At 67.4% G+C, this 12,905-nt stretch carries 14 protein-coding genes and 1 tRNA gene; 4 read left to right on the forward strand and 11 right to left on the reverse strand.

What is annotated here, in order from left to right:
- Window positions 1-187: 187 nt before the first annotated feature.
- A complete protein-coding gene (gene arcA, locus AC5Y5Z_RS08815) occupies window positions 188-1,393 on the reverse strand; it encodes an arginine deiminase (RefSeq protein WP_499924691.1) in 1,206 nt (401 codons plus the stop codon).
- A gap of 68 nt (window positions 1,394-1,461) precedes the next feature.
- On the opposite strand from arcA, the gene AC5Y5Z_RS08820 reads away from it, so the two are divergent.
- Complete coding sequence (locus AC5Y5Z_RS08820) at window positions 1,462-2,058, forward strand: alpha-ketoglutarate-dependent dioxygenase AlkB (RefSeq protein WP_463827431.1); 597 nt, start codon at window positions 1,462-1,464, stop codon at window positions 2,056-2,058.
- A gap of 10 nt (window positions 2,059-2,068) precedes the next feature.
- Here the strand turns inward: AC5Y5Z_RS08820 and AC5Y5Z_RS08825 are convergent, their stop codons facing one another.
- Both AC5Y5Z_RS08825 and AC5Y5Z_RS08830 read right to left on the reverse strand, forming a co-directional pair.
- On the reverse strand, window positions 2,069-2,728 hold the full coding sequence (locus tag AC5Y5Z_RS08825) for a DUF5642 family protein (protein WP_499924692.1): 660 nt from the start codon (window positions 2,726-2,728) through the stop codon (window positions 2,069-2,071).
- A gap of 27 nt (window positions 2,729-2,755) precedes the next feature.
- Complete coding sequence (locus AC5Y5Z_RS08830; RefSeq protein ID WP_499924694.1) at window positions 2,756-3,427, reverse strand: DUF5642 family protein; 672 nt, start codon at window positions 3,425-3,427, stop codon at window positions 2,756-2,758.
- A gap of 181 nt (window positions 3,428-3,608) precedes the next feature.
- Between AC5Y5Z_RS08830 and AC5Y5Z_RS08835 the strand changes: the two genes are divergently transcribed.
- Entirely contained in the window at window positions 3,609-4,319 is a 711-nt protein-coding gene (locus AC5Y5Z_RS08835) for a linear amide C-N hydrolase (protein WP_499924695.1), read from the forward strand.
- A gap of 1 nt (window position 4,320) precedes the next feature.
- On the opposite strand, the gene pat is transcribed toward AC5Y5Z_RS08835, so the two are convergent.
- Entirely contained in the window at window positions 4,321-5,307 is a 987-nt protein-coding gene (gene pat, locus AC5Y5Z_RS08840; RefSeq protein WP_499924697.1) for an acetyltransferase Pat, read from the reverse strand.
- A 107-nt stretch (window positions 5,308-5,414) separates the two neighbouring features.
- Here pat and AC5Y5Z_RS08845 point away from each other — a divergent pair, with 107 nt between their 5' ends.
- Window positions 5,415-6,161, forward strand: coding sequence for a class I SAM-dependent methyltransferase (locus AC5Y5Z_RS08845; RefSeq protein ID WP_499924698.1), 747 nt, complete (start codon window positions 5,415-5,417; stop codon window positions 6,159-6,161).
- A gap of 3 nt (window positions 6,162-6,164) precedes the next feature.
- On the opposite strand, the gene AC5Y5Z_RS08850 is transcribed toward AC5Y5Z_RS08845, so the two are convergent.
- Window positions 6,165-6,410: a hypothetical protein gene (locus tag AC5Y5Z_RS08850; protein ID WP_499924699.1), complete on the reverse strand. Its 246-nt coding sequence runs from the start codon at window positions 6,408-6,410 to the stop codon at window positions 6,165-6,167.
- Window positions 6,411-6,566: 156 nt separating this feature from the next.
- On the opposite strand from AC5Y5Z_RS08850, the gene AC5Y5Z_RS08855 reads away from it, so the two are divergent.
- Entirely contained in the window at window positions 6,567-7,097 is a 531-nt protein-coding gene (locus AC5Y5Z_RS08855) for a hypothetical protein (RefSeq protein WP_499924701.1), read from the forward strand.
- A gap of 5 nt (window positions 7,098-7,102) precedes the next feature.
- Here the strand turns inward: AC5Y5Z_RS08855 and AC5Y5Z_RS08860 are convergent, their stop codons facing one another.
- The 6 genes from AC5Y5Z_RS08860 to glp form a co-directional block, all read right to left on the reverse strand.
- Complete coding sequence (locus AC5Y5Z_RS08860) at window positions 7,103-8,050, reverse strand: helix-turn-helix transcriptional regulator (protein WP_499924702.1); 948 nt, start codon at window positions 8,048-8,050, stop codon at window positions 7,103-7,105.
- A 97-nt stretch (window positions 8,051-8,147) separates the two neighbouring features.
- Complete coding sequence (locus tag AC5Y5Z_RS08865) at window positions 8,148-8,831, reverse strand: hypothetical protein (protein WP_499924703.1); 684 nt, start codon at window positions 8,829-8,831, stop codon at window positions 8,148-8,150.
- A 104-nt stretch (window positions 8,832-8,935) separates the two neighbouring features.
- Window positions 8,936-9,008: transfer RNA gene (locus tag AC5Y5Z_RS08870), tRNA-Ala, on the reverse strand.
- 50 nt (window positions 9,009-9,058) lie between these two features.
- Window positions 9,059-10,102 (reverse strand): divisome protein SepX/GlpR, encoded by a 1,044-nt coding sequence (sepX, locus tag AC5Y5Z_RS08875; RefSeq protein ID WP_499924954.1) that lies wholly within the window; start codon window positions 10,100-10,102, stop codon window positions 9,059-9,061.
- Window positions 10,103-10,895: 793 nt separating this feature from the next.
- Window positions 10,896-11,549 carry a GNAT family N-acetyltransferase gene (locus AC5Y5Z_RS08880; RefSeq protein WP_463827419.1) on the reverse strand — a complete coding sequence of 218 codons (654 nt, stop codon included), beginning with the start codon at window positions 11,547-11,549 and terminating at the stop codon, window positions 10,896-10,898.
- A gap of 15 nt (window positions 11,550-11,564) precedes the next feature.
- Window positions 11,565-12,851: a molybdotransferase-like divisome protein Glp gene (gene glp, locus AC5Y5Z_RS08885; RefSeq protein WP_463827418.1), complete on the reverse strand. Its 1,287-nt coding sequence runs from the start codon at window positions 12,849-12,851 to the stop codon at window positions 11,565-11,567.
- Between the last annotated feature and the right edge of the window lie 54 nt (window positions 12,852-12,905).

A 12,905-nucleotide genomic window follows, 5' to 3' on the forward strand; every position in this document is an offset into this window, starting at 1 on the left:
CGCCGAACGTCCCCACACATCGCCGAACGTCACCACGCTGTCGCCGAGCGTCACGCCAGCGTGGCGCTGGACGCCGAGCGTCACGCCAGCGTGGCGCTGGACGCCGAACGCCCCCACACATCGCCGAATCGCACCCCCGCTGACGCCGAACGTCACACCAGCGTGACGCCCCACCCGACACAAGAGCTCACAGCGGGTCGCGGGCGGCTGGACAGGACATGCACCGGGGCCCGCCGCGCCCCGTCCCCAATTCCGACCCGGCGATGGTGAGCACCTCGATGCCGGCGTCCTGCAGGCAGGCGTTTGTCGCCACATTGCGTTCGTAGGCGACGACAACACCCGGCGCGAGCGCCAGTGTGTTGTTCCCGTCGTCCCACTGTTCGCGTTCGGCGACGTCCGGGTCGCCGGTGTCGATCACTCGCAGCTTGTCGATCCCCATCGCCTCGGCGGCGGCCGCGACGAACGGGACGGCGTCGCTGATGGTCACCCCCTCAGCGGTGCGCGCAACGGTGAAGGCCGAGAGCGTGTCGACGACGTTGGCGTACATCACCGCGGCATCGGTGTCGACCATGGTGCACACCGTGTCCAGATGCATCTGCGCGCGCTGCTGGGCGATCGGCACCGCCAGCACGGTATGCGCCAGGTCGTCGTCGAACAGACTGCGCGCCAACGCTTCTGCACCGGCCGGGGTGGTTCGCTCCCCCACCCCCACCGCGATCACCCCCGGCGCCAGCAGCAGCACATCACCGCCCTCGACCGGAGCGGTGCGCGATTCGTAGGCGCGCCGCACGCCGGTGAACCGCGGGTGGTGGGCATAGATGATGTCGGTCAGCGACGCCTCGCGGACCCGCGCCCGCAGGGCCAGCGACGGAATCACCACCCGTGGCCCGATCCAGATCGACGAGTCACGGGTGAACACCAGGTTGGGCAGCGGGTCGATGACAAAGTCCGCGCCGTGCTGCATGCGCAACACCAGGGAAACCTGGGGACGGGTAGCGGCCGGCAATTCGTCGAAGGTCAGTCCGGCCGTCAGCACGTGGGCCAGCGCCTCAGGTTCGAGTCCGCGCAGGTAGGACGAAAGTGATTGCGCCAGAGGCGTTCCGAGTCGGCGCGTGTCGACGGCCGCGGCAACCCCCTGCATCCGCGCGGCACCGCTGTGCTGCAGCGCCTCGGTCAACAGCTGTGCGAGCAGCAGTACTTCCACGCCGCGCGATCGCAGCACGTCAGCGAACTGATCATGTTCGTCCTGCGCACGCGAAACCCAGGGCAACCCGTCGAACAACAGTTGGTCGTTGTTGCGCGGGTTGAGTCGACGCAGTTCGTCGCCCGGCCGGTGCAGGATGGCGACCCGCAACGTCCCCACCTCGGAATTCGTCCCCCACGCCGCTGACACGCCTCAAACGGTAGCCGCGCCGGGGCCAGCAGGCGCGACATCGAACTGATGTGCGATAAACTCGGCCCGTGGCGATCGCGGTTCAGGGCTCGCTATTCGAGCACAACGAGCGACGATTCCTCGGCGACGGTGCTTTCATCGATGTCCGGGCGAACTGGCTGCGCGGCTGTGATGGTCTGCTGGAAGCACTGCTGACCTGCGTGCCGTGGCGGGCCGAGCGCCGGCAGATGTACGACCGGGTGGTCGACGTGCCCCGACTGGTCAGCTTTCATGACCTGACCGTCGAGGATCCACCGCATCCCGAGTTGTCCCGGCTGCGGCGTCGACTCAACGACATCTACGGCGGAGAACTGGGTGAGCCGTTCACCACCATCGGGCTGTGTTGCTACCGCGACGGATCGGACAGCGTGGCGTGGCACGGCGACACGGTCGGGCGCAGCAGCTCCGAAGACACCATGGTGGCGATCCTCAGCCTCGGCGCGACCCGCACCTTCGCCATGCGTCCGCGGGGCGGCGGGCCGTCGCTGCGCCTGCCGCTGGCGCACGGGGATCTGCTGGTGATGGGCGGCTCGTGCCAACGCACCTGGGAGCATTCGGTGCCCAAGACGTCGGCGTCGGCGGGTCCACGCGTGAGCATCCAGTTCCGCCCCCGCAATGTGCGATAGATCCCAAGCGTCAACCGCGCACTGCGGCAACCGCTTTGACCAGTAGGTCGCGAGCGCGCTGGGTGTCGACTTTGGCCACCGGCTGACCCGGTATCACCAGCGGGTTGGCGATCACGATCACCTGGTAGTCCCCGAATTGCGCGGAATAGTCGTACAGTTCGCCGGTGCGGGCCGCGCCCTGAAGGAGTGCCTGCAGCACGCGGTGCACGCCCTGGGTGTGGACCCCGTCGATGTGGGGTGCGTCGACGACTTCGATCGCGCCGCGCAGCTGAGCACCGGCGAAGCCCACGCGCGCGCAGTCCTTGCCGGGACCGTTGACCGGCAGCGCGGTGGAGGTTTCCATCGCGATCGCCACGAACCGGTTGCCGTTGCCTTCGGCTGAGATGGCGGCCATGTTGCCCTGCAGGCCCGGCGGCATGTCCGGCCCGACCGCTGCCTTGGCGCAACTCGCCGGATCGAAGGTGAGCCCGTCGGGCAGCTTGCGGGCGGCGAAAAACTGGGGATCGATCGCCTGCGGCGTGATGTTGGTGACCTTGAATTCCGGCCCGAAGGTGGACTTCGCCTCCGCGATCTTGGCGATGTCGGCCTTGATCGGCTGCGCGGACTTGGAATCCGGCGAACAGCCGACCAGGACGCACACCGATCCGAGGGCGAGCACCAGCTTGAACATCGTCGCCAATCTACCCAACGCGGATGCTCAGCTGCGTAACGTCGACACGGTTTTGACCAGCAGATCGGCGGCGTACTGCGCCGGCAGCGCCGGCAGCATCGAGCCCGGGTCGTTGGTCAACGTGGTGAATACGTAGAAATCGCCCAGATAGGCGCCGAATGTGTATGCCCGGGAGGCGATTTCGCTGCCCGACTCGACGGCCGACCGGATGTCGGCGACCATGCCGACGGTTTGCGCGCCGTCAATGTGCGGCGCATCGATCAGCGCGATACTCGCGACAGTGCGCCCCGCAGTCAGATCCCAGTGCGCGCAACCGGTTACGACATGGTGGTCCAGTTGCGCGGGCCTCGGCAGCGCCACCACCACCGCATCCACGATGCCGCCCGACCCCGACCCGGAAACGCCCTGGGCGGACTTTTCGCGGCCGCCGGCCGGATCGGACAGCGTGGTGCAGGCCGCAGGATCCGCCGCAGTATCGGCACCGAGTCCCCAGATTGCCCGCGGCGACGGCGCGCGTGGCACCTGCGTCACCTCGTACCCGGGCGGCAGCTCGCGGGCCACCCGCCTGATATTTGCCGGGGTTACCGCGACAGTCGGTGGCTCCGGAAACGACGACGAGGACACGGGCGGCGGTGCGCTCTGCGGGCCGCATGCGGCCAGCAGGACCACCAGCGGGGGGCCAATCCACGACGGCCGCATGATCGTTGATATCACGGGTGCCGGGCGGAGTCCGGTAGCTCGGCGGTCGTGTGCACCCGAGTGCTGTGGAATACCGACGGCCATCCCGTTCTGAGCGGCCGGAGCATGGATTGGCAGGAGACCACCGAACCGCTGATCGTGGCGTTTCCGCGCGGTAGCGGGTTACTGGGCGGGCAGCCCGGTGATCGCCGACAGTGCCAAGCGCTGGACCAGTCGGTACGGCAGCCTGGTCATCATCGTCTACGGCATCGGAACCGTGGACGGCGTCAACGGACACGGCTTGGCCGCGCATGCGCTGTACCTGAAATCCACCGATGTCGGCTCGCGCGACCCGGCCAGACCGGCATTGCACACCGGCCTGCAGGCGCAATGCCTGCTCGACCAGGCCGGCACCGTCGCCGAGGCGCTCAGTTTGATGGATGAGGTGCAGCTGGTGATGGTCGGTGCCCGCGGGCGCCAGGCCACGCTGCGCCTGGCCCTCGAGGACGCCGCCGGCGACTCCGCGAGCATCGGATTCGACCACGGCCAGATGGTGGTGCACCAAGGCCGTCAATACACCCTGATGACCAACGATCCCAGCTACAACAAGCGACGCGAATTGCTTTCGCGACAATACTTTTCCCATCCCAGCCGAGATATGCCGTTGCCCGGAAACGTCAATCCCGTCGACCGCTTCCAGCGGGCGGCGAATTACCTTGCGCTGCTGCCGGAGTCCGATCTCACCGATCGGTTGTACTTCTTCCCATTGATCACCAGCCCGAATGCGATCTGGGTTGAACTCGACGGTCTCTACCTCAGCGAAGGTGGCCAGCCGAGCGCGGTCGACCCCTATGACGAATCGCTGATCGGCAATGTGACGGCACGATTCACCGCGCGCCAGCCAGCCTTCTGACTCAGCTCACCACATCGATGACTTGCCGGGCGACCTGCCTGATCCGTTCGACCATCTTGCGGTCCAAGCTCAGCTTGCGTGGCACGTCGATCACCGTGGCGATGACACCGATGTCCTCGCGCTGCCATACCGCGCCGGTGCGATCCATGATGGTGCGCATCGGCAGATTATCCGAAAGCATTCGCGCAGAGAATCTTTCGACGCCATCGACCTGCGCTGCCACCGACAGCGCTTCGATCAGGAAAGTCCCGATTCCACGTCCCTGATAAGCGTCGGCGACCGTGAACGCGATCTCGGCGACCGTCGGGTCCGTCGCGTCGCGAACAAAACGTGCGTCGGCCACCGGATCGGTGCCGTCGACCATCACCCAGACGAAGTGGTCGACGTAGTCGACCTCGGCCAGATACTGCATCATCGCCAGGTTCGGCACCCGCGCGGACATGAACCGCCGGTAGATCGTCTCACTGGAGAAGTGGACGTGTCCGTGCACCGTGCGTTCGCTGTCTCCGGGCAGCACCGGACGCAGCATCAGCTCAGATCCGTCTCGGAGCCGGACCGGGATCGGCGTGATGAACGCGGCGAGGCGTTGGCGGACTGTGCGCACCAACCGGTCCATGATCCCCGGGACGTGCACCATCTGAGTCAGCGCGTCCCTGCCGCCGATCCAGCCGGTCAACGGCTCCAGAGTGGTGATCGTCGCTGTTCGCGGAATATCGCGCAGCAAAGCGATCTCACCGACGATCATGCCCGGCACCGCTTGCTCCACGATCACCGCGTCGTCGTCCCCGACATGCATCACCTCGGCGCTGCCGGACGCGATCAGCAGGAAGGAGACAGCCTGCTCACCCTGGCGCATCAACACCTGACCGGTGCGGGCATGTAGCGGGGCGAGGCACGAGGCCAGCGGCAGCAGGTCCTCGACAGGGCATCCCTGAAAGATGTCCATTTCCGCGAGTTCCGCGATCCCCACGCCGGTCAATTCCGCCACCCCTCCGGGGTCTGCTGCGGCCCCAGGCTATGGCCCACGTTATGGGTAAGGTTGCCGACCCTGCAAACACGGGCACTAGCCTGGGCGACGGGAGGGATGAACCGACGATGATCGATAACCAGGACCGACTCGAGTTGACTCGCGGTCTGCTCAACAAGCCCGCCGTGTTGCGGCACGGCTACCTCGATGTGCTGGGTGAATCCACGGCGAGTCCCGTCCCGACGGTCGCGCAGCTTGCGATGAACAGTCCGCTGGTCGCGACGGTCTATGAGCGGCTGTGGCGACCGACATCGTTCTACCTGGCCAGCGGGGTCACCACCGGAGCCGAGCAGCGACGCGCGGCGACCGCCCTACAATTGCGCAGAGCGACGCGGCTGCTCGACGTTGCCTGCGGGCCCGGCAATTTCACCGCACCGCTGGCTGCAAAGCTGGCCACCGGCAGCCTCGCGGTCGGGTTCGACATCTCCGAACCGATGTTGACCCGGGCCGTGCAGGACAACAGCGGTCCGCGCACCTGCTACGTGCGCGGCGACGCGCGCGATCTGCCGTTCGACGACGAAACCTTCGACGCGGTCTGCTGTTTCGGCGCCCTGTACCTGATCCCCGAACCGTTTCGGGTCGCCCACGAAATGGTGCGGGTGCTGCGTCCGGGCGGCCACATCGCCATCCTGACCAGCTACGCCGATCAACCCCAGCCGATCAGCTTCGCCCTCAAAACCACCGCGCGGGCGATCGGACTGACTATGTTCGACGGGCACGCCTTCGTCGACCTGTTCTCCTCCGCCGGTTTGATCGACATCGAGCAGCACGCCCAGCGTGCCCTGCAGTTCGTCACCGCAGCCAAGCCGGATTGAGAGCTACGACGCAGCAGCTTCGCACACGCCGAAGAGCCGGACCACCGGTGTGCCGAATTCGTACTCCAGCACCTGGTCGGGATGGCCCTTCGAAATCAGCGAAATCAGCGCGGGTTGTCCACTGCGATAAGACATCTGAGTGCATTCGACCTGGAAAAGCCGATACTTGCCGCCGTTCGGAATGGCCAGTGAGAATCCCGGCTCGACGGATTCGACGGGTACCTTGCGCAAGTAGTACTTGGTGCTCATCGGTCTGACACTAGGGGTGATCGGGCGCCGGAACCGAGCCCAAAACCCCGATCTCAGCGAATGCTCAGCGGAATTTTTGTTAGTCATCAGCCTTCGCCCCGGCTCCCAGATCCATGCCAGTAGCGTTGGCGCCATGGATGACATCAGGGTTGGGCAGTGAGCGTCGCCGGATTCGTCCTCGGTCTGGTCGGGACCGTGCTGGCGGTGATCGCACTGGGCTGCCAGCTCGGCACATTCCTGCGCCACAGACCGCGGCCGAAACTGACGCCCCTGGTCGGTCGATTGACGCCCGACGGACTGGTGACCAACGACGCCGGCAGCGACGTGCGCGAGGCGCTGACCAATGCCGCCGAACGGCCCGAGGACATGATCATCGGCGTGAAGGTCGTCAACGCGGGCCGACTGGCTTTTCACGTTGCTGGGTGGGCCATCCGCTCCGATGCGGACGGCACGTCGCTGGTGCCGTTGGAGAAGCCGATCGCCGGGGCCGAGATTCCGCACGACATCCCGCCGGGGGGTACCGCCGTCTTCCTGACCGAACTGCAGCACGCTCAGCATTTCGCCGAGGGCACCACTTCGGAACCGACTCAATTCGTTCTGACGGTCTCGTCCGGAGCGCGCACGTATGCGACCAAACCCGTTGCAGCGGAACTGTTCTCAGCTGAGCGCGACGGCAGTTCGGATTAGCGGGGTCAGCTGCGCAGGGTGACGTGCGGACTCTGGCCGTAGGTCTGCCGGTAGTAGACCGCGAAACGTCCGACGTGCCCGAACCCCCAGCGCCGGGCGACATCGCCGACGGTGACGGTGGCGGGGTCACCGGCCAGCAGGTCGAGGTGGGCGTAACCCAGGCGCACCCGCCGGACGTATTCCATCGGGGTGCAGTCCTGGTGCTTGCGGAAGGTGTACTGCAAGGTCCGCGGCGTGACGTACACCGCCGCCGCGATATCACTCAGCGAAATGTCGGTGTGGGCATTGTCGTCGATGAATGCCGCGGCACGGCGCATCGTCGCACTGTCGAGTTGGTGCTCGACGGCGGGTTCCGGCACCGCGGTAGTCGGAAACGTGGCTAACAGCAAGCTCACCAGGTAGCGCGCCAATCGGGCACCGAGTAGCGGGTTGGCCTCGGCGTCGCCGCGGGCGGCAAGACGATGCGCATGACTGATGCCCTTGGTGAGGCGTTGGCCGGCCGACCTCGACACGGGAACAGATCCGGTCAGGTGGACCGTGGTATCGGCGCCGCGGTATGCCGCCGCGAACGTACTCAACTCCCTGCGGTTCACGACGAGGTGGTTGTAGTGCCCCGACCGGACGCGGCCGTTGTAGGACGCGCCGTCGACGGCCCCGAACGCGTAGAAGTCCCCGGGTCGATACCGGGCAACCGGCTGCCGTGCGTGGCCCGCTTCGAGCAGACCGGAGACCACCTGGCACACCAGGATCTGTTCGGGAGGGTCCATGGCATAGCTGAAATCACGGCCGTAGTCGGCGGAATCGATGCAGACAGGTCCGACGAAATGCCGCTCCACCCGCATCGAAGTGGATTGCGCCCCAGACTTCGCGTGGATGTGCATCCTGGAGAAGTTTGCGCTCAACGCGCTCTGGGCGTGGTCTAGGTCTGTGGTATCGAGCAGAACGGTGGGCATTGCCTCACTCTCGGCCGGAATCGAGCCGCTCGGCATCGTTTCTGAACCGATTTCTACCAGTATCCACGATTTCGCGGGCGTTGACGAACCCGGCGGGTCAGTGGGAGCGGCGGGGAATTGTCAAGGCGGTTCGCAGTATCCAGGCGAACAGCAAGATCGGGATCCCCCAGGTGGTCAAGAAACCTTCGAGTGACAACGGGCCGTCGTGAACGATGAAAGCGGCGAGCAGGAGCACGTGCCCAACGACGGCAACGATCGCCAGATGAGCGGTTGAGCGCGGCAGCACCCGGTGGCGATAGACCGCAGTGGCGAATGCTCCCATGGCGACGGCTGTGGGCATTCCGGACATCGCCAACAGCCCGAAGGTCAGGTCGTAGAGCAGCGTCGCCTGCTCGGCGCCACGGTCGCGGTAGAGCAGGAGGTTGAACGCGGTGAACCCGGCGAGTATCAGCGTGACCAGTGCGACGAAGCCGGCGGCGAATACAGGCGGCAGCGGGGACCCCGAGGGTAGGCGCTCCCGCAGGAAAGCCCAGACCGCCGCCCCGAACACCAGCCACAGGGCTACACCGACCGTATAGAGAGTCTGCGTCGCCACCAGCCGGTCGTGGTAGGTGGCGGCCCACCGCCCGACGTCGGCGCCCGGCGTGCTGGTGAGCGGGAACGACCAGATCGGATAGACAACGATCCCGAGGGCCGGGAGCAGTACCCCGAGCGTGCCTGCCCAGCGCGCCATGCGTGCCGATCCCGAGGATTCGGCGCTGCCGGCCCTGCCGTCGTCCACATGTCCCCCCACGCTGTGCGACCAAGATCATCGTGATTATGGCCGAACAAGCGACGGGCGTTGAAAGAGCCGAGCGATCGCTGACCTGACGTGCTGGAACTCTGTGGAGCTAGGGAGATTCGAACTCCCGACCTACTCGATGCGAACGAGTCGCGCTACCAACTGCGCCATAGCCCCTGACCGCTAGCAGGCTACCAGCCGCCACCCCGATGGGCCGAACCGCGCGGCTACTGCCCGACGGCGCGCGGCAGGTCCCGCGGCCACCCGTAGTTGCGGGCGGACATCGCATATTCCAGGTGCTGGAAGATCGGGTCCTCGTCGTCGATTTCCAGGACCACTGCACCGGGGCGCCGCAACCGGGACGGCACCACGTCGTAGTCGCGGTCCTCGGTGTTCTCGACGCCCATACGGGCCCGGGCCATCCGCTTCATCCGGCGGCGACGCACCTTTTCTTCGATGCGGGTCTGTCGACGCAGGTAGGCCAGATAGAACAGGGTGATGGTGGTGGCGGTTCCGCAGATCCACCATGCCGTGTCGGTCACTTCGAAGGCGGTGATCGCCGAGCCGACCAGCACCAGCGCCATCGCGACCAGCACCCGCTTGCGGAAGGCGTACTTGCGCGCGCTGACCGCGGCGGCGGTCTTGCTGTCATAGCGGCGCCGACGCGACACACCCGAGGCGTAGACGGGCGGGGCGTCGTCCACCTCGTCCTCCTCGGGCTCCAAACCCGAAGAGTCGTCGACGTATTCGTACTCGTCGTCGGCAAGCCCCTCGTCCTGCTCAGCCGCGTCGTCGGCCGTGGGCTGCGGAGTCGCTTCCGCCTGGGCACTGGCACCCACCGGCAGCGCGGCCGCATCTTCGTCGATCACGTCGACGTCGAGGTAGTCGGGTTCTGCCAGCTCTTCGACCTTGTCCGTCTTGCTCAACGCAGTGACCACCGACCGGCGGCGCATCACCACATCGGTGTCTTCGTCGTCGAGGACGGGCATGTCCTCGTCGTGGTTCTGGTCGGCGTCCGCGTACGGTCCGTCGATCGGCTCGGTTTCCCACTCCTCTTCCGGCTTCCAGTCCGGGTCGCTGCGATGACCGGCCGCGGGTCCGGTCCGCTTGAGCAGGCGGGCACCGGCGACCCCGTTGAGCACGCGGGTGGCTAATGCCACGTCGCTGGTGCGCCGGACAGCGTCGCGTTTGCTGATCAGCATCGGCACCAACACGAACAACCACAGCACCACAAGCGATATCCACAACAACGACTGCGGGATGCTTGGCATCATGACCTGCTCTCTTCGGTTCCGATCCCCGCGAGGCCCCTCGGGTGACCTGCGCGGCCGGGTCTGTAGTGACCAGGGCAATTACACACCTGTAATTTGCCTTTTCCAAGCATCACACGCCACATATGTCACGTTAGCCACAGAATTATTTCGACTTGTGCACCATTGCCGCGTCGGTGTCACGCTGGCGTGACGCTCGGCGGGCGGCGACCCGCAACGCTCGGCAGGCGCCACGCTGGCGTGACGCTCGGCGGGCGGCGACCCGCAACGCTCGGCAGGCGCCACGCTGGCGTGACGCTCGGCAGCGAACGCCACGCTGGCGTGACGCTCGGCGGGGCAAGGACCCGCAACGCTGGGCCGGCGACACGCTGGCGTGACGCTCGGCAGCGAATGCCACGCTGGCGTGACGCTCGACGGGGCAAGAACCCGCAACGCCCGGCCGGCGACACGCTGGCGTGACGCTCGGCAGCGAATGCCACGCTGGCGTGACGCTCGACGGGGCAAGGACCCGCGACGCTCGGCAGGCGGCGACCCGCGACGGGCGGCAAGGACCCGCAACGCTCGGCAGGCGCCACGCTGGCGTGACGCTCGGCAGCGAATGCCACGCTGGCGTGACGCTCGACGGGGCAAGGACCCGCGACGCTCGGCAGGCGGCGACCCGCGACGGGCGGCAAGGACCCGCAACGCCCGGCAGGCGCCACGCTGGCGTGACGCTCGGCAGCGAACGCCACGCTGGCGTGACGCTCGACGGGCGGCGACCCGCGACGCTCGGGCAGGCGAGCACCCGCAACCGTCAGACCCAGCTGGCGTGACCCGCCCTGACCAGCGTCGATGCGACCGAGCCGTATACCTCTTCGACGGTCAACCCGACCAGCAGATGGTCCCGCCAGGCCCGGTCGACCTCGAGATAACGCCGCAACAGGCCTTCCTCCCGGAACCCGGCCTTGGCCAAAACCGCCCGACTCGCCGCGTTCTCCGGACGCACGGTGGCCTCTACGCGGTGCAACATCACCGGGCCGAAGCAGTGGTCGAGTCCCAGCGCCACCGCACCGGTCGCCACGCCCCCGCCGGTGCATTCACTGGACACCCAGTAGCCGATCCACGCCGACCGCAGCGCCCCGTGCACGACGTTGCCGACGGTCAACTGCCCGCAGAACCGTCCGTCGAGTTCGATCGCATAGGGCAGCATCCGACCTTTGCGTGCCTCGGCGCGCAACCCGGAACAGACCGCCGGCCACGCGCCCACCGTGTGCCGGATGCCCCAGTCGCCGTCGGCGCTCGGTTCCCACGGTTCGAGCTGCGCGCGGTCGGCCAGCCGGATCCGGCTCCACTGTGCGCCGTCGCGCATCCGCACCGGCCGCAACCGGATCACCCCGGCGGCGACGCGCAGCGAACCGACACTCATCGGCCAGCCAGGGTGGCGGGAGCTGGATCGCAGCAGGTTCACGGGACCGAAGCGCGCTCAGCCGTGCTGAGCCAGGAAGGCGACATCGACGATCTCCCCGGTGCGAATCTGCTCGGCGCCGCTGGGGACCACAATCAGACAGTTGGCCTCGGCCAGCGTGGCCAGCAGGTGAGACGCACCGGGCGCACCCCCCAGCGCCTGGACCAGGTACTCGCCGCTCTCCTGGTCGCGCATCAGCTGGCCGCGCAGGTAACCCTTGCGTCCGGCCACCGACGTGATCGGTGACAGGGTGCGCGCCTGCACGACCCGGCGCATCGGGTGCCGCTTACCCAGCGAGAGCCGGATCAGCGGGCGCACCATCACCTCGAACACCACCAGCGCGCTGACCGGGTTGGCGGGCAACAGGAAGGTCGGCACACCGTCGCGGCCGAGCTGCCCGAAGCCCTGAACCGAGCCGGGGTGCATGGCGACCCGCACCACCTCCATGTCACCGAGTTCGGACAGCACCGAACGCACCGCCTCGGCCGCCGCACCACCTACTCCCCCAGCGATAACCAGCACTTCAGCCCGGTTGAGCTGGCCTTCGACGATCTCGCCGAGTTCCTTGGGGTTGTTGCTGACGATGCCGACGCGGTTGACCTCGGCGCCGGCGTCGCGGCCGGCCGCCGCCAGCGCGTAGGAGTTGACGTCGTAGACCTGCCCGTTGCCCGGATTGCGCGAGATGTCGACGAGTTCGCCGCCGACGGCCATCACCGACAACCGCGGACGCGGATGCACCAGCACCCGTTCACGGCCCACCGCCGCCAGCAATCCGACCTGAGCAGCGCCGATGATGGTGCCCGACCGCACCGCCACGTCGCCGGGCTGCACGTCGTCGCCGGCGCGCCGCACGTAGGCGCCGGACGGCGCACCGCGCAGGATCCGCACCCGGTTCATGCCGCCGTCGGTCCAGCGCAGCGGCAACACCGCGTCGGCCAGGGTGGGCAACGGCGCCCCGGTCTGTACCCGGGCGGCCTGGCGCGGCTGCAGCCGGCTGGGCGTGCGGGCCCCGGCCTCGATCGTCCCCATCACCGGCAGGGTCACGACGGCACGGGCTTCGACGCTGCCGTCGTCAGCGACGGCCGCTATGGGTTCACTTGCGCCACCGTCACCGACGCCGAGCACGTCGACGCTGCGCACTGCGTACCCGTCGATGGCAGCCTGGTCGAAGCCGGGCAGCGGACGTTCGGTCACCACCTCTTCGGCACACAGCAGTCCCTGCGCCTCGGCGATAGCGACTTTGATCGGCCTCGGGGCCACCGCGGCCGCCGATATCCGGGCCTGTTGCTCCTCCACAGAACGCACAGTGCAGCGCCTTCCTGCCCCCAAAGTGGCGGGCGCGGTCTGGCGAACCGGACC

This window comes from Mycobacterium sp. NGS29, from assembly GCF_059812965.1.